The following is a 16351-nucleotide window of genomic DNA, read 5'->3' on the forward strand; positions in this document are numbered from 1 at the left end:
AAAGAACTTCACCATGGACAACCAGAACACGGCGCCCCGCCTTCCACGCAAGCGCCGTAGCCTCGCCCAGGAGCTGGTGACCGTGCTGTCGGAGCAGATTCGCGACGGTCAGCTCAAGCGCGGTGACAAGTTGCCCACCGAGTCGGCGATCATGGAGGCCCATGGCGTCAGCCGGACCGTGGTGCGCGAGGCCATTTCCCGCTTGCAGGCCGCCGGCCAGGTGGAAACCCGCCACGGCATCGGCACCTTTGTGCTCGACACGCCGAGCCCGAGCGGCTTCAGGATCGATCCGGCGACCGTGGTGACCTTGCGCGATGTGCTGGCGATCCTGGAACTGCGCATCAGCCTGGAAGTGGAGTCGGCCGGGCTGGCCGCGCAGCGGCGCAGCACCGAGCAACTGGCGGCGATGCGGGCGGCGCTGGATGCCCTCAATGAGAGCGCGGCCCACGACAGCGATGCGGTGGCCTCGGATTTCCAGTTCCACCTGCAGATTGCCCTGGCCACGGGCAACCGCTATTTCACCGACATCATGACCCACCTGGGAACCAGCATCATTCCGCGCACCCGCCTGAATTCGGCACGCCTGGCTCACGACGATCAGCAGCACTACATGAGCCGCCTGAGCCGCGAGCATGAAGAAATCTATGAAGCCATTGCCCGCCAGGATTCGGACGCGGCCCGGGCGGCCATGCGTCTGCACCTGACCAACAGCCGCGAACGGCTGCGCCATGCCCATGAAGAGGCAGAGGCGCAGCGCGGGTAATGCGGTTGGGGCGGTTATTGCGTTGCCCTTTGCTTCTTATCGCGAGCAAGCTCGCTCCTACGGAGAGGGGAGGTGACCCTGTAGGAGCGAAGCTTGCCCGCGATGCTTTTAGCGGTTTTTGAGAATCGAGCGATCCACCCTCACGGCCAGTTGCCCGGCGCCGGGTTTGGCATTGAAGGTCACATGCCCTTGCTGGTCGACGGTTGCCCGCGCGACGGGAGCGCCGTTGACCAGCAGTTCCAGGGGCGCGCCCTGCAGGGATTGGCCCGAGGCCAGTTCTAGAGTCAGATTGATAGCCATGTCGATGTCCTTATCAGGCATTGCGGTCGATGTAAGTGGTGGCGGTCTTGTCGATCGAGGCGATCAGCTCCGGCGAGCCACCGCGGAACTGGCGGAAAATGTTGCGCCCGCTGGAACCGCCGCCGGTATCCACCGGCACATTCAGGGTTGGCTGGAAGCGCTCGCTCAGTTCGGCGTAGGCGGACCACGGGCCGATGTAAGACTCGTTCAAACCGTTGGTGTAGCTGAAGGCATAACGCACGGCATTGCCGGGCAGCCAGTTGGGTTCGCTGGGTGTCTGGCTCTGCCAGCCATCGGCCTGGATGCTCGGGGCAAGCGTCGGTGCTTCCAGGTAGCCCGCCGGCTTGTTGGGCTTGTAGTCCTTGAGCAGCAGGTAGGTGCTCCAGCCCCACCAGTTGTCGATGGTCTTGGTGTCGTTCAGGTTGTTCACGTCGCTGCGTCGCAGCACCTTGTCGCCCTGCATCACGAACAGTGGTGAAAAGTTGCCGCTCTTCGCCGCGTTCAGGTCCGGCAACAGCTTCAGCGCCGTGAAGTTGCCGGGCGTCGGGGCCGCACCGCTGAGGTAGCTTTCGAAGATTTCGTCCGCCGAGCGTTGCACGGCCAACTTGACCTGCTTGCGGTTGTTGCTGTCGAGGGTGTCGAAATAACGCTTGTCGCCATAGGCATGCCAGCGGTCGCCCTGGGCGTTGCTGACGTTGAGGCCGAACTTGCTGTCCTCGTCGTGCATGAAGCGGGTGATCAGCGAACCGAGATCGCTCGGCGTGACCACCGCCGCCAGTTGCTTGCGCGGTACCCGTACATGGCCGGCGGAGAACAGGTCGGTGAGGAAGTGATCGGCGAAGGCGTTCATGGCGTAGGCCAGTTCCAGCTGCTTCTCGTCGGCGTTCTTGTGCGCCAGTACCGCTTGCTGCAGGGCCGCGGTGTGCCCGGCGATATAGGCCAGCAGCGCCCACTCGCCGAAATGGTCGGCATTGTTGGCCGCCAGCTTCAGGTAGCGACCCAGGGGGAACAGCGCCGAGGCGAAGCTGCCGCCGCCGGTGATCTTGTTCCACTCTTCGGACAACGTATCTCCCAGGGCGTCATAGGCTTCGTGAGGTTGCCTGCCGTCCTTGAGCGCCTGGTTGGCGGCGGCGACTTCCTTCTGCATTACCGCGAGAATCTGTTTCGCCTCGTCCTTGGCCGCTGGCAACACGGCGAGGGAGTTGAACGCGGCGGTAAAACGCTGCAAACGATCCACCGGCGTCGCGCCTTCGCAGATCGGCTGGTCGGGGATGCCGTAGAAATCGCCGCCCAGCGCCACCACCTGGCCGTAGGTCAGGGCCAGGCCATTGGGCAGGTGCAATTCGACCTGCCAGGCTGGAACGCCGGGGGCGTCCTTGACGAAACGCAGCAGGGTGGCATCGCCGATGGCGGTGTGTTCGCCACCCTCGAAACGCAGCTGGGGCAGGGCCTTGAGGTTTTTGCCCGGTACCGCGGGGAGGAGCCCGGGCTGGTGATACTTGATGGTGTGATGACCGTCGGCGATCAGCACCAGGTGGTCGCCATCACCGGAAATGGCAATGCCGCGTTCGCTGAAAAGGCTGTCCAGATCGGCAACGACCTGGCTTTTGTGTTGCAGCTGTTCCCGCTGCTGAGTGTGTAGACCTGACATTTCTAGCTCCTTGATATGTCGTAGGTATTTCAAGAAATTAACTGTATGTATATACAGTTAATTGCGAGCATAAAGCAAAACCCTGACTCGTCAAGCAGGTATTTTTTACCGCGTATTTTGGCGATGGCTGACGAATTGCTGTTGACGATTGTTTTTTAAGTTGTACGATGACTTACAACTTCAGCCAAGGCTGATGTGTTTTTCATCACAATGTGCGTCCCAGGGTGTTCGAATAATGAATCCACAAGAACTGAAGTCCATCCTCTCCTCCGGCCTGCTGTCTTTCCCGGTGACCGATTTCAACGCCCAGGGCGATTTCCATCGCGCGGGCTATATCAAGCGCCTGGAATGGCTGGCTCCATATGGCGCCTCGGCGCTGTTCGCGGCAGGTGGCACCGGTGAGTTTTTCTCCCTGGCGGCCAGCGAATATTCGGAAATCATCAAGACTGCGGTCGACACCTGCGCCACCAGCGTGCCGATCCTGGCCGGCGTCGGCGGCTCGACCCGCCAGGCCATCGAATACGCCCAGGAGGCCGAGCGCCTGGGGGCCAAGGGCCTGTTGCTGCTGCCGCACTACCTGACCGAAGCCAGCCAGGATGGGGTCGCCGCTCATGTGGAGGCGGTGTGCAAATCGGTGAAGATCGGTGTGGTGGTCTACAACCGCAACGTCTGCCGCCTGACCGCGCCGCTGCTGGAGCGCCTGGCCGAGCGCTGCCCGAACCTGATTGGCTACAAGGACGGCCTGGGCGATATCGAGCTGATGGTGTCGATCCGTCGCCGCCTCGGCGATCGCTTCAGCTACCTGGGCGGCCTGCCGACCGCCGAAGTCTACGCCGCGGCCTACAAGGCCCTGGGCGTGCCGGTGTATTCCTCGGCGGTGTTCAACTTCATCCCGAAAACCGCGATGGATTTCTACCACGCCATTGCCCGGGAAGATCACGCCACGGTCGGCAAGATCATCGACGACTTCTTCCTGCCTTACCTGGATATCCGTAACCGCAAGGCTGGTTATGCCGTGAGCATCGTCAAGGCCGGAGCCCGCATCGTCGGCCATGACGCAGGCCCGGTGCGGGCGCCGTTGACCGACCTGTTGCCGGAAGAATATGCAGCGCTGGCGGCGTTGATCGACGCCCAGGGCGCGCAGTAATCCATCCCCGGGGCCGCTGAGCAATCAGCGGCCTTTTGCGTAAGGCTTTTGTGTAAGGAGAGGGCGCGTGGCAGAGGTAAAACGCTTCGATAACTACATCGGTGGCCAATGGCTTGCCGGTGCCGACTACTCGACCAATATCAACCCGTCCGAGTTGTCCGATGTCATTGGCGAATACGCCAAGGCCGACCTGGCTCAGGTGCATGCCGCGATCGATGCGGCGCGCGATGCATTCCCGGCCTGGTCGACTTCCGGTATCCAGGCGCGCAGCGATGCCCTGGACAAGGTCGGCAGCGAGATCCTCGCCCGTCGCGAAGAGCTCGGCACCCTGCTGGCCCGGGAGGAGGGCAAGACCCTGCCCGAGGCCATCGGCGAGGTGACCCGCGCCGGCAACATCTTCAAGTTCTTTGCCGGCGAATGCCTGCGCCTGTCGGGGGATTACCTGCCGTCGGTGCGTCCGGGGGTCAACGTCGAAGTGACCCGCGAAGCCCTGGGCGTGGTCGGCCTGATCACCCCGTGGAACTTCCCGATCGCCATCCCGGCGTGGAAGATCGCCCCGGCCCTGGCCTACGGCAACTGCGTGGTGCTCAAGCCCGCCGAGCTGGTGCCGGGCTGTGCCTGGGCCCTGGCGGAAATCATCTCCCGCGCCGGCTTCCCGGCCGGGGTGTTCAACCTGGTGATGGGCAGCGGCCGGCTGGTCGGCGATGCCCTGGTCAACAGCCCGAAAGTCGACGGCATCAGCTTCACCGGTTCCGTGGGCGTGGGCCGGCAGATCGCCGTCAGCTGCGTCTCGCGCCAGGCCAAGGTGCAGCTGGAAATGGGCGGCAAGAACCCGCAGATCATCCTCGACGATGCCGACCTCAAGCAGGCGGTGGAACTGGCGGTACAGAGTGCCTTCTATTCCACCGGGCAGCGTTGCACCGCTTCCAGCCGGCTGATCGTCACCGCGGGCATCCACGACCGGTTCGTCGCGGCGATGGCCGAACGCATGGGTTCGATCAAGGTCGGCCATGCGCTGCGGGCCGGCACCGATATCGGTCCGGTGGTGTCCCAGGCGCAGCTCGAACAGGACTTGAAGTACATCGATATCGGCCAGTCCGAAGGGGCGCGGCTGGTCAGCGGCGGCGGCCTGGTGACTTGCGATACCGAAGGTTATTTCCTCGCGCCGACCCTGTTCGCCGACAGCCAGGCCTCGATGCGCATCAGCCGCGAAGAGATCTTCGGCCCGGTGGCCAACGTGGTACGGGTGGCTGATTACGAGGCGGCGCTGGCCATGGCCAACGACACCGAATTCGGCCTGTCGGCGGGCATCGCCACCACGTCGCTGAAATACGCCAACCACTTCAAGCGCCACTCCCAGGTCGGGATGGTCATGGTCAACCTGCCGACGGCCGGCGTCGATTACCACGTACCTTTTGGTGGCCGCAAAGGTTCATCCTATGGTTCCCGCGAGCAAGGTCGCTACGCGCAGGAGTTCTACACCGTGGTGAAGACTTCCTACATCGGATCCTAAGCCCCGCCGTACCCCCGCCGGCCGTTGCCTGAGGCTCGGCGGGGTCGATGAAACGCATGTTTACCCGCATAAAAATAACTAGTGGGAGTACATCCATATGCAAGCGACCAAGCCGACTCGCGTCCGCTACCTGATCCTGTTCATGCTGTTTTTGGTGACCACGATCAACTATGCCGACCGCGCCACCATCGCCATCGCGGGTTCCAGCCTGCAAAAAGACCTCGGCATCGACGCCGTCACCCTCGGTTATATCTTCTCCGCATTCGGTTGGGCTTATGTAGCGGGGCAGATCCCCGGCGGCTGGCTGCTCGACCGCTTCGGCTCGAAAAAAATCTATGCCCTGAGCATCTTCACCTGGTCGCTGTTCACCGTGCTGCAGGGTTATGTCGGTGAGTTCGGCGTTTCCACCGCGGTGGTGGCGTTGTTCATGCTGCGCTTCCTGGTGGGGCTGGCCGAGGCACCGTCCTTCCCCGGCAACGCGCGGATTGTCGCGGCCTGGTTCCCCACCGCCGAGCGCGGTACGGCTTCGGCGATCTTCAACTCGGCGCAGTATTTCGCCACGGTGCTGTTCGCGCCGCTGATGGGCTGGATCGTCTATCACTTTGGCTGGCAGCACGTGTTCATCGTGATGGGGGTGATCGGCATCGTCTTCTCGCTGGTCTGGCTCAAGGTGATTTACAGCCCGCGCCAGCACCCGCTGATCAACGAGGCCGAGTTCAAGCACATCGCCGACAACGGCGGCATGGTCGACATGGACCAGGACGGCAAAGGCAAGCGCAGCGACGGCCCGAAATGGGACTACCTGCGCCAGTTGCTGACCAACCGCATGATGCTCGGCGTGTACCTGGGCCAGTACTGCATCAACGGCATCACTTACTTCTTCCTGACCTGGTTCCCGGTGTACCTGGTGCAGGAGCGTGGCATGACCATTCTCAAGGCTGGCTTCATCGCCTCCTTGCCGGCCATCTGCGGTTTTATCGGTGGGGTGCTTGGCGGGGTGATTTCCGACTACCTGCTACGCAAGGGGCATTCCCTGACCTTCGCCCGCAAGGCGCCGATCATCGCCGGCCTGCTGGTCTCCAGCAGCATCGTGGCCTGCAACTATGTGGACATCGAATGGATGGTGGTGGGCTTCATGGCCCTGGCGTTCTTCGGCAAAGGCGTGGGCGCGCTCGGCTGGGCGGTGGTGTCCGACACTTCGCCGAAGCAGATCGCCGGCTTGAGCGGCGGCCTGTTCAACACCTTCGGCAACCTGGCGTCGATCACCACGCCGATCGTCATCGGCTACATCATCAGTTCCACCGGCTCGTTCAAATGGGCGTTGGTGTTCGTCGGCTGCAACGCGCTGCTGGCAGTGTTCAGCTACCTGGTGATCGTCGGCCCGATCAAGCGCGTGGTGCTCAAGGAGCCGCCGAGCAACGGCCCCGAGCTGACCCAACTTTCCCAAGCGCATTCCTGAAGGGGCGGCGTCATGCAGTTGATTGAACATTCCGATTCGCCGCGCTACATCCGCCTGCACGAGCGGGACAACGTGGTGGTTGTGGTCAATGACCAGGGCGTACCGGCAGGCACGGCGTTCGCCGACGGCCTGGTGACCCTGGACTTCGTCCCCCAGAGCCACAAGGTGGCGCTGGAAGATATCGCCGAAGGCGACCCGGTGATCCGCTATGGCCAGGCCATCGGTTATGCCTTGCAGCCGATCCTGCGCGGCAGCTGGGTCAGGGAAGAGCAGTTGCGCATGCCCAGCGCGCCGCCGCTGGACAGCCTGCCGCTGTCCACCGAGGTGCCGGCGGCCCAGGCACCCCTGGAGGGTTTCACCTTCGAGGGTTATCGCAATGCCGACGGCACGGTCGGCACACGCAACATTCTGGGAATTACCACCACCGTGCAATGCGTGGCCGGGGTGCTCGATCATGCGGTCAAGCGCATCAAGGACGAACTGCTGCCCAGGTATCCCCATGTCGACGATGTGGTGGCGCTGACCCACAGCTATGGCTGCGGCGTGGCGATCACCGCCACCGATGCCTATATCCCGATCCGCACCGTGCGCAACCTGGCGCGCAACCCGAACCTGGGGGGCGAAGCCCTGGTAATCAGCCTGGGCTGCGAGAAGTTGCAGGCCGGGCAGGTGATGCACGAAGGCGACAGCTCGGTGGACCTCAGCGAGCCCTGGCTGTACCGCCTGCAGGACGCCAGCCAGGGTTTTACCGAGATGATCGAGCAGATCATGCAGCTGGCCGAAGTGCGTTTGCAGAAGCTCGATCAGCGGCGCCGGGAAACCGTGCCGGCCTCGGAGCTGGTCCTCGGTATGCAATGTGGTGGCAGTGATGCCTTTTCCGGAATCACCGCGAACCCGGCCCTGGGCTATGCCTCGGACCTGTTGCTGCGGGCCGGCGCGACGGTGATGTTTTCCGAAGTCACCGAGGTGCGCGATGCCATCTACCTGCTGACTTCCCGCGCCGAATCCACAGAAGTGGCCCGGGAGCTGGTGCGCGAGATGGACTGGTACGACCGCTACCTGGCCAAGGGCGAGGCCGACCGCAGCGCCAATACCACGCCGGGCAACAAGAAGGGCGGGTTGTCGAACATCGTCGAGAAGTCCCTGGGGTCCATCGTCAAGTCCGGCAGCAGCGCGATCAATGGCGTGCTGGGGCCGGGCGAGCGCTTTACCCGCAAGGGCCTGATCTTCTGCGCGACGCCGGCCAGCGACTTTGTCTGCGGCACCTTGCAGCTGGCGGCGGGGATGAACCTGCATGTGTTCACCACCGGGCGTGGCACACCTTACGGGCTGGCGATGGCGCCGGTGGTCAAGGTCTCGACCCGCTCCGAACTGGCTCAGCGCTGGCCGGACCTGATCGACATCGATGCCGGGCGCATCGCCACCGGGCGGGCGAGTATCGAAGAGCTGGGCTGGGAGCTGTTCCACTTCTACCTGGACGTGGCCAGTGGCAAGCAGCAGACCTGGGCCGAACGGCACAAGCTGCACAACGACATCACCTTGTTCAATCCGGCGCCGATCACCTGACGGGCTACAGGGTTTGTGCTGGGCTCGGTTGAATGGCAGGTCGCAATCCGGGTAGCCGCTGCCGCAGGCTGCGATCGACCGCGGAGCGGGCGTGGCTTTTGAAATCGCTGGAGGTCCTGCGGACCTATCGCAGCCTTCGGCAGCGGCTACAGGGTTGTGCTGGGCGTGGGTGGATGGTGGTGCTGTGCAGGCTGCGATCGGGCGTGGCGCGGGCGTGGCCTTGGATGGCCGCGAACGCCTGCGGCCCGATGGATCAGCTTGCGGTTAGGGCAAATCCATCGGGCTTAAGCGCGCGGGCTGGCTTATCATTAGCCGCCTAACGACAGGTTCAAGGTTGACCCGGCATGCTGGCCATTTTTCTCGAAACGCTGAATATCACCGCGCCGGTATTCGCCATGTTGTTTCTCGGTGTGCTGCTCAAGCGCATCGGCTGGATCAACGACGGTTTTATCCACACAGCGTCGGCCCTGGTGTTCAACGTCACCATGCCGGCGCTGCTGTTTCTCGGGATTCTGCATGCCGACCTGCATTCGGCGCTCAAGCCCGGGCTGCTGATCTATTTTGCCGTGGCCACCCTGGCCAGCTTTGCCTTCGCCTGGGGCTGGGCGATCTGGCGCTGCCCGCGGGAAGATCGCGGCATCTACACCCAGGGCGCCTTTCGCGGCAACAACGGGGTCATCGGCCTGGCGCTCGCGGCCAGCATGTATGGCGACTACGGGATTTCCCTCGGGGCGATTCTCGCGGCGCTGGTGATCCTGTTCTACAACACCCTGTCGACCATCGTCCTGGCGGTGTACAGCCCGGTGATCAAGTCCGATCCGTGGAGCATCTGCAAAAGCGTGGTCAGCAACCCGTTGATCATCAGCGTCCTGGCGGCAGCGCCTTTCGCCGTGTTCCAGATCGGCCTGCCGACCTGGCTGGAGACGTCTGGCCAGTACCTGGCGCAGATGACCCTGCCGCTGGCCTTGATCTGCATCGGCGGTACCCTGTCCCTGGCGGCGTTGCGCGAGAGCGGCGACCTGGCCTTGAGTTCGAGCCTGGTGAAAATGGTCGGCCTGCCGATCCTCGCCACCCTGGGGGCCTGGCTCTGCGGATTCCGCGGGGCGGAACTGGGGATTCTGTTCCTGTACTTCGGCAGCCCGACTGCGGCGGCGAGTTTTGTCATGGCCCGGGCGGCCAATGGCAATCATCAGCTGGCGGCGGCAATCATCGTCATCACCACGCTGATGGCGGCGGTGACCACCAATATCGGGATCTTTCTGCTGCAGTGGGGCGGGTGGATCTAGTGCTCTTGTAGAAGCGGCCGGTCGACGCTCGATTGCCCGCGATGTGGCAGTGAATCCACCAGCGGCCCTTGGCCAATCGCGAGCAGGCTCGCTCCTACAGCGGGAAGGGTTATTCCGGCTTCTGGTAAGTGTCGATCACTTCCTGGGCGGCGCGGAACGCGTCGATCGCCGCCGGTACGCCGGCATACACCGCACAATGCAGCAGCGCCTCGCGAATCTCTTCCACCGTGCAGCCGTTATTCAGGGCGCCGCGGACATGGCCTTTGAGCTCCTGCGGGCACTTGAGCGCGGTCAGGGCGGCGAGGGTGATCAGGCTGCGGGTTTTCAGCGGCAGGCCTTCGCGGTTCCAGACGCTGCCCCAGGCATGTTCGTTGACGAAGTCCTGCAGCGGCTGGCTGAACTCGGTGGCGTTGCCCAGGGCGCGATCGACAAAGGCATCGCCCATCACCTGGCGGCGCATTTCCACGCCCTGCTTTTTATTCTCGGTCATTGCGTTTCCCCTTTTTTATGTTGGCGGCGCCAGGCCCGCAGCGAACTGAACAGCAGGAACGCCACCAGCACTGGCAGGACGAAAAACAACATCAGGTCTTCCAGCTTGCCAGCCAGTGGCATGCCGGTGGTGAAGGACACCACGTGCAGCCCGTAGGCCAGGTACAGGCCGAGAAACAGCAGGCCTTCGGCGCGGGTGACCCGATAACCCGAATAGAACACCGGCAGGCACAGCACGGCGACACCGAGCATCACCGGCAGGTCGAAGTCCACGGCATTGGGCGATACCGACAAGGGCGTCGGCGCCACCAGGGCGGTGAAACCCAGGACTCCCAGCAGATTGAACAGGTTGCTGCCGATGACGTTGCCCACGGCAATGTCGCGCTGGCCACGCAAGGCGGCGATCAGCGAGGTGGCCAGGGCCGGCAGGGAGGTGCCGACGGCGACTATGGTCAGGCCGATGATGCGCTCGGACAGCCCCAGGTCGGTGGCGACTTCCACCGCCGCCTCGACCAGCAGATGGCCGGCGAACACCAGCAGGAGCAGGCCGCCGATCATCCACAGCAGGCTGCTCAGCCAGTGCGCGCGGGGTGCGTCGGAACCTTGCTGGGACTGTGGGCGCGCCGAGTGCCGTGACTGGCGCAGCAGCAACCCCAGGTAGAGGATCAAGGTCGCCAGCAGGATCAGGCCGTCGAGGGGCGTCAGTTCTTCGTTGTAGGCCAGGGCGAACACCAGCAGGCTGGCGAGGATCATCAACGGGATGTCCAGCCGCACCAGCTGGCGCGATACCCGCAGCGGAATGATCAGGGCGGACAGGCCGAGGGTCACCAGGATGTTGAAGATGCCGCTGCCGATCACGCTGCCGACGGCGATATCGGTGTTTTCCGCCAGGGTGGCTTGCAGGCTGACGGCCATCTGCGGGGCGCTGCTGCCGAAGGCGACGATGCTCAGGCCAATGATCAGCGCTCGTACGCGCAGGCGGGCGGCGAGGCGGACCGCGCCGCGTACCAGCAATTCGGCGCCGGCGACCAGCAGGACCAGGCCACTGAACAACTGGAGAACGCTGAGCAGCGGTAAATCGGTTAATCCGAAAATGATCAGGGCTCCGTGGGTCAGTCGCTGATGGCTTGCACGCGCACCTTGGCGGTGCCGCTTCTGATCATACCCAACTGTTGCGCGGCGGCACGCGACAAATCGATCAGGCGGCCACGGGTATGCGGGCCGCGGTCGTTGATCCGGACCACGACGCTCTTGTCGTTATTGAGGTTGGTGACTTTGACCCGGGTGCCGAATGGCAGCTCGCGGTGCGCGGCGGTCATGCCGTGCTGGTTGAAGGGTTCGCCGCTGGCGGTGCGTTTGCCATGGTGCTTGGCGCCGTAATAGGAAGCGACGCCGGTCTTGTCGTAACCCCGCGGGTCGATGACATGACTGGCGCAGCCGGCCAGGAGTGAGAAAAGGGCCAGGCAGCCCAGCAAGCGTTTCATCAATACGGGACCCCAGATACAAGAGTAGGAGCGAGCTTGCTCGCGATAGCGTCCTGTCTGAGACAACGCAATCGCGAGCACGCTCGCTCCTACAGGGGCGGAATTTTCGAACTCCGCCATCAACACTGCAGTCAGCCTTCGAGTTTGCTTTTCAGCAATTCGTTCACTTGCTGCGGGTTGGCCTTGCCTTTGGAAGCCTTCATCGCCTGGCCGACGAAGAAGCCGAACATCTTGCCGCGCTTGGCTTCATCGGCGGCGCGATACTGTTCGACCTGCTCGGCGTTGGCCGCCAGCATTTCGTCCAGCACGGCGGAGATGGCGCCGGTATCGGTGACCTGTTTGAGGCCGCGCTTGTCGATGATTTCGTCGGCGCTGCCTTCGCCATTGGCCATGGCTTCGAACACGGTCTTGGCGATCTTGCCGGAGATGGTGTTGTCCTTGATGCGCAGCAGCATGCCGCCCAGTTGCTCGGCCGAGACCGGCGCCTCGTCGATTTCCAGGCCTTGCTTGTTCAGCAGGCTGCCCAACTCGACCATGACCCAGTTGGCGGCGAGCTTGGCGTCACCGGCGATGCTGGCGACCTTCTCGAAGTAGTCCGCCTGTTCGCGGCTGGTGGCCAGCACGCTGGCGTCGTAGACCGACAGGCCGAACTGCGCCTGGAAGCGCTCGCGTTTCTGCGGTGGTAGCTCGGGCAGGGTGGCGCGTACCTGGTCGAGGAACGAGTCCTCGATGACCACTGGCAGCAGGTCCGGGTCGGGGAAGTAACGGTAGTCGTTGGCTTCTTCCTTGCTGCGCATCGGACGGGTCTCGTCCTTGTTCGGGTCGTACAGGCGGGTCTGCTGGATCACCTTGCCGCCGTCCTCGATCAGTTCGATCTGACGCTGGACTTCCGAATTGATGGCTTTCTCGATGAAGCGGAACGAGTTGACGTTCTTGATCTCGCAGCGAGTGCCGAACTCGGCCTGGCCTTTGGGGCGTACCGAGACGTTGCAGTCGCAACGCAGGGAGCCTTCGGCCATGTTGCCGTCGCAGATCCCCAGGTAACGCACCAGGGCGTGGATCGACTTGACGTAGGCCACGGCTTCCTTGGCGCTGCGCATGTCCGGCTCGGAAACGATTTCCAGCAGCGGGGTGCCGGCGCGGTTCAGGTCGATGCCGCTGGCGCCATTGAACTCTTCGTGCAGGCTCTTGCCGGCATCTTCTTCCAGGTGCGCGCGGGTGATTCCGACGCGTTTGACCGTGCCGTCTTCCAGCGGGATGTCCAGGTGGCCCTTGCCGACGATCGGCAGTTCCATCTGGCTGATCTGGTAGCCCTTGGGCAGGTCGGGGTAGAAGTAGTTCTTGCGGGCGAACACGTTGTGCTGGCCGATCTCGGCGTCGATGGCCAGGCCGAACATGACCGCCATGCGCACTGCTTCCTGGTTCAGCACCGGCAGTACGCCGGGCATGCCCAGGTCCACCAGGCTGGCCTGGGTGTTGGGCTCGGCACCGAAGGCGGTGGAGCTACCGGAGAAAATCTTCGATTTGGTGGTGAGCTGGGTGTGAATCTCCAGCCCGATCACGACTTCCCATTGCATGTGTTTCTCCTCAGAAGCCGGTTGGTGTGCGGGTATGCCAGTCAGTGTTCAACTGATACTGGTGGGCAACGTTCAACAGACGGCCTTCCTGGAAATACGGGGCGAGCAGTTGCACGCCGACCGGCAAGCCGTCGACGAAGCCGGCGGGCATGGACAAGCCCGGCAGACCCGCGAGGTTGGCGGTGATGGTGTAAACGTCTTCCAGATACGCAGCGACCGGGTCGCTGCTCTTGTCGCCGATTTTCCAGGCCGGGTTCGGCGTGGTCGGGCCAAGGATGATGTCGACTTCATTAAAGGCAGCCATGAAGTCGTTCTTGATCAGGCGACGGATCTTCTGCGCCTTCAGGTAGTAGGCGTCGTAGTAACCGGCCGACAGGGCGTAGGCACCGACCATGATCCGGCGCTGCACTTCGCTGCCGAAACCTTCGCCACGGGAGCGCTTGTACAGGTCTTCCAGGTTTGCCGGGTTCTCGCAGCGGTAGCCGAAGCGCACGCCGTCGAAACGCGACAGGTTGGAGGAGGCTTCCGCCGGCGCGATCACGTAGTACGCCGGGATGGCGTGCTGCATGTTCGGCAGGCTGATTTCCTTGATCACGGCGCCGAGCTTTTCCAGCTCCTTGACGCTGTTGTGGATCAGCTCGGCGATGCGCGGGTCGAGGCCGGCGCTGAAGTATTCCTTGGGTACGCCGATGCGCAGGCCCTGCAGCGAGCCGTTGAGGCTGGCGCTGTAGTCCGGTACCGGTTCGTCGATGCTGGTGGAGTCCTGCGGGTCGAAGCCGGCCATGCCTTGCAGCAGGATCGCGCAGTCCTCGGCGGTGCGTGCCAGCGGGCCGCCCTGATCGAGGCTGGAGGCGTAGGCGATCATGCCCCAGCGCGAAACGCGACCGTAGGTCGGTTTCAGGCCGGTGAGGTTGGTCAATGCAGCCGGCTGGCGGATCGAGCCGCCGGTGTCGGTGCCGGTGGCGGCAGGCAGCAGGCGCGCAGCGACCGCGGCCGCCGAACCGCCGGACGAGCCGCCCGGAACGCGTTCCAGGTTCCACGGGTTTTTCGCCGCGCCGTAATAGCTGGTCTCGTTGCCCGAGCCCATGGCGAATTCGTCCATGTTGGTCTTGCCCAGGGTCACGGTCCCGGCGGCGGCCAGCTTGGCGACCACGGTGGCGTCGTAGGGCGCCTTGAAATTGTCGAGCATCTTCGAGCCGCAGCTGGTGCGGATGCCCTGGGTGCAGAACAGGTCCTTGTGGGCGATCGGCGCGCCGAGCAGGGCACCGCTCTCACCGTTCGAGCGACGGGCGTCAGCGGCCTTGGCCTGCTGCAGCGCGAGATCTTCGGTGAGGCTGATGAAGCTGTTGAGCTGCGGGTCGAGCTGGGCGATACGCGCCAGCAGGGTCTTGGTCAGCTCTTCGGAGGAAAACTTCTTGTCGGCGAGTCCGCGGGCGATCTCGGCCAGGGTCATGTGATGCATTGCAGGCTCTTTCCCTTTAGTCGATGACTTTCGGAACCAGGTACAGGCCGTTTTCGACCGCTGGTGCGATGGACTGATAGGCCTCGCGATGATTGGACTCGGTCACAACGTCTGCGCGCAGGCGCTGGCTGGCTTCCAGCGGGTGGGCCAGGGGCTCGATACCGTCGGTATCGACTGCCTGCATTGCATCCACCAGCCCGAGAATGCTGTTCAGGTCGCAGGTGATGTGTGGAAGATCGGCTTCATTGAGGCCAAGGCTGGCCAGATGAGCGATTTTTTCCACGTCGGAGCGTTCAAGCGCCATGGGATTCTCCAGTGGAAAACAGAACGGATCTCGTCCGTGTGTTAGATTGTCGGAACACTACCGCATTTCTACGGTCATAAGGCCGCGATTGTGGGGGTTGGTGCACAGAAAAGCGGTCAATTTAACATATTGGCGCCTTGCCCAAAATCCCTGTCGTTGTTAGAGTTTGCCGCACTTTTTTACCCACGCGTTGCCTAGGGTCCCTTTCCCATGTTCAAGAAACTGCGTGGCATGTTTTCCAGCGATCTTTCCATTGACCTGGGCACTGCCAACACCCTTATTTACGTGCGCGAGCGCGGTATTGTCCTGAATGAACCATCGGTTGTGGCCATTCGGACCCACGGTAATCAGAAAAGTGTCGTGGCTGTCGGTACCGAAGCCAAGCGCATGCTCGGTCGTACTCCGGGCAACATTGCTGCCATTCGTCCGATGAAGGACGGCGTGATCGCCGACTTCAGTGTCTGCGAAAAGATGCTGCAATACTTTATCAACAAGGTTCACGAAAACAGTTTTCTGCAGCCCAGCCCCCGTGTGCTGATCTGCGTTCCATGCAAGTCCACCCAGGTCGAGCGTCGTGCCATCCGTGAATCGGCCCTCGGTGCCGGTGCCCGTGAAGTGTTCCTGATCGAAGAGCCGATGGCGGCCGCGATCGGTGCCGGCCTGCCGGTCGAAGAAGCCCGCGGTTCGATGGTCGTGGATATCGGTGGCGGTACCACCGAGATTGCCCTGATCTCCCTGAACGGTGTGGTTTACGCCGAATCCGTACGTGTCGGCGGCGACCGTTTCGACGAAGCGATCATCACCTACGTGCGTCGCAACTACGGCAGCCTGATCGGCGAATCCACCGCCGAGCGCATCAAGCAGGAAATCGGTACTGCCTACCCGGGCGGCGAAGTCCGTGAAGTCGACGTTCGTGGCCGTAACCTGGCCGAAGGCGTGCCACGCGCATTCACCCTGAACTCCAATGAAGTGCTGGAAGCTCTGCAAGAGTCCCTGGCAACCATCGTTCAGGCCGTGAAAAGCGCGCTGGAGCAATCGCCTCCGGAACTGGCTTCGGACATCGCCGAACGCGGTCTGGTGCTGACCGGTGGTGGCGCCCTGCTGCGTGACCTGGACAAGTTGCTGGCCCAGGAAACCGGTCTGCCGGTGATCGTCGCCGAAGACCCGCTGACCTGCGTAGCCCGCGGCGGTGGCCGTGCATTGGAAATGATGGACAAACACACCATGGACTTGCTCTCCAGCGAATAATCGCGCCGGGTGCATCCATGTGTTCCGCTCGCAGGCAGCACTTTGCAGTGCTGCCTGTTGGCGTTTATCTTCTGTCATTCTGCTCCAGGCCGGTTTGAAGCC

15 protein-coding genes are annotated in these 16351 nt (G+C 63.0%); 7 read left to right on the forward strand and 8 right to left on the reverse strand.

Going from position 1 to position 16351, the window contains the following annotated elements; translation table 11 throughout:
• The first annotated feature begins 13 nt into the window (after positions 1-13).
• Positions 14-763 (forward strand): FadR/GntR family transcriptional regulator, encoded by a 750-nt coding sequence (locus AC3RCP_RS05610; protein WP_009042168.1) that lies wholly within the window; start codon positions 14-16, stop codon positions 761-763.
• 108 nt (positions 764-871) lie between these two features.
• Here AC3RCP_RS05610 and AC3RCP_RS05615 read toward each other — a convergent pair whose 3' ends face one another.
• On the reverse strand, positions 872-1063 hold the full coding sequence (locus AC3RCP_RS05615) for a hypothetical protein (RefSeq protein WP_009042169.1): 192 nt from the start codon (positions 1061-1063) through the stop codon (positions 872-874).
• 13 nt (positions 1064-1076) lie between these two features.
• Positions 1077-2714, reverse strand: a complete 1638-nt coding sequence (locus AC3RCP_RS05620) for a phospholipase (protein WP_492569237.1) — start codon at positions 2712-2714, stop codon at positions 1077-1079.
• 235 nt (positions 2715-2949) lie between these two features.
• Here AC3RCP_RS05620 and kdgD point away from each other — a divergent pair, with 235 nt between their 5' ends.
• The 5 genes from kdgD (at position 2950) to AC3RCP_RS05645 (ending at position 9685) form a co-directional block, all read left to right on the forward strand.
• Positions 2950-3861 carry a 5-dehydro-4-deoxyglucarate dehydratase gene (gene kdgD / locus AC3RCP_RS05625; RefSeq protein ID WP_007929937.1) on the forward strand — a complete coding sequence of 304 codons (912 nt, stop codon included), beginning with the start codon at positions 2950-2952 and terminating at the stop codon, positions 3859-3861.
• Between the two features lie 67 nt (positions 3862-3928).
• Entirely contained in the window at positions 3929-5374 is a 1446-nt protein-coding gene (locus AC3RCP_RS05630; RefSeq protein ID WP_492569239.1) for an aldehyde dehydrogenase family protein, read from the forward strand.
• 97 nt (positions 5375-5471) lie between these two features.
• The gene (locus tag AC3RCP_RS05635) at positions 5472-6833 is read left to right on the forward strand and encodes an MFS transporter (RefSeq protein ID WP_087091246.1); all 1362 of its coding nucleotides are present in this window, start codon (positions 5472-5474) and stop codon (positions 6831-6833) included.
• 12 nt (positions 6834-6845) lie between these two features.
• On the forward strand, positions 6846-8399 hold the full coding sequence (gene garD / locus AC3RCP_RS05640; protein WP_492569241.1) for a galactarate dehydratase: 1554 nt from the start codon (positions 6846-6848) through the stop codon (positions 8397-8399).
• A 344-nt stretch (positions 8400-8743) separates the two neighbouring features.
• Positions 8744-9685, forward strand: coding sequence for an AEC family transporter (locus AC3RCP_RS05645; protein WP_009042175.1), 942 nt, complete (start codon positions 8744-8746; stop codon positions 9683-9685).
• Positions 9686-9794: 109 nt separating this feature from the next.
• Here AC3RCP_RS05645 and AC3RCP_RS05650 read toward each other — a convergent pair whose 3' ends face one another.
• From AC3RCP_RS05650 to gatC, 6 genes are all read right to left on the reverse strand, one after another.
• The gene (locus AC3RCP_RS05650; RefSeq protein ID WP_038582098.1) at positions 9795-10175 is read right to left on the reverse strand and encodes a carboxymuconolactone decarboxylase family protein; all 381 of its coding nucleotides are present in this window, start codon (positions 10173-10175) and stop codon (positions 9795-9797) included.
• Positions 10172-11245, reverse strand: coding sequence for a calcium/sodium antiporter (locus AC3RCP_RS05655; protein WP_256593481.1), 1074 nt, complete (start codon positions 11243-11245; stop codon positions 10172-10174). The genes AC3RCP_RS05650 and AC3RCP_RS05655 overlap by 4 nt, the downstream gene beginning before the upstream one ends.
• Before the next feature lie 41 nt (positions 11246-11286).
• Positions 11287-11658, reverse strand: coding sequence for a septal ring lytic transglycosylase RlpA family protein (locus tag AC3RCP_RS05660; RefSeq protein ID WP_037035547.1), 372 nt, complete (start codon positions 11656-11658; stop codon positions 11287-11289).
• Between the two features lie 131 nt (positions 11659-11789).
• Complete coding sequence (gene gatB, locus AC3RCP_RS05665) at positions 11790-13235, reverse strand: Asp-tRNA(Asn)/Glu-tRNA(Gln) amidotransferase subunit GatB (protein WP_087091251.1); 1446 nt, start codon at positions 13233-13235, stop codon at positions 11790-11792.
• A gap of 10 nt (positions 13236-13245) precedes the next feature.
• Positions 13246-14697: an Asp-tRNA(Asn)/Glu-tRNA(Gln) amidotransferase subunit GatA gene (gene gatA / locus AC3RCP_RS05670; protein WP_492569243.1), complete on the reverse strand. Its 1452-nt coding sequence runs from the start codon at positions 14695-14697 to the stop codon at positions 13246-13248.
• 16 nt (positions 14698-14713) lie between these two features.
• Positions 14714-15001, reverse strand: coding sequence for an Asp-tRNA(Asn)/Glu-tRNA(Gln) amidotransferase subunit GatC (gatC, locus tag AC3RCP_RS05675; protein WP_007929913.1), 288 nt, complete (start codon positions 14999-15001; stop codon positions 14714-14716).
• A gap of 210 nt (positions 15002-15211) precedes the next feature.
• Between gatC and mreB the strand changes: the two genes are divergently transcribed.
• Positions 15212-16249 carry a rod shape-determining protein MreB gene (mreB, locus tag AC3RCP_RS05680; RefSeq protein ID WP_002555108.1) on the forward strand — a complete coding sequence of 346 codons (1038 nt, stop codon included), beginning with the start codon at positions 15212-15214 and terminating at the stop codon, positions 16247-16249.
• Positions 16250-16351 lie beyond the last annotated feature (102 nt).

Source organism: Pseudomonas sp. GW822-FHT05A08 (genome assembly GCF_058800485.1).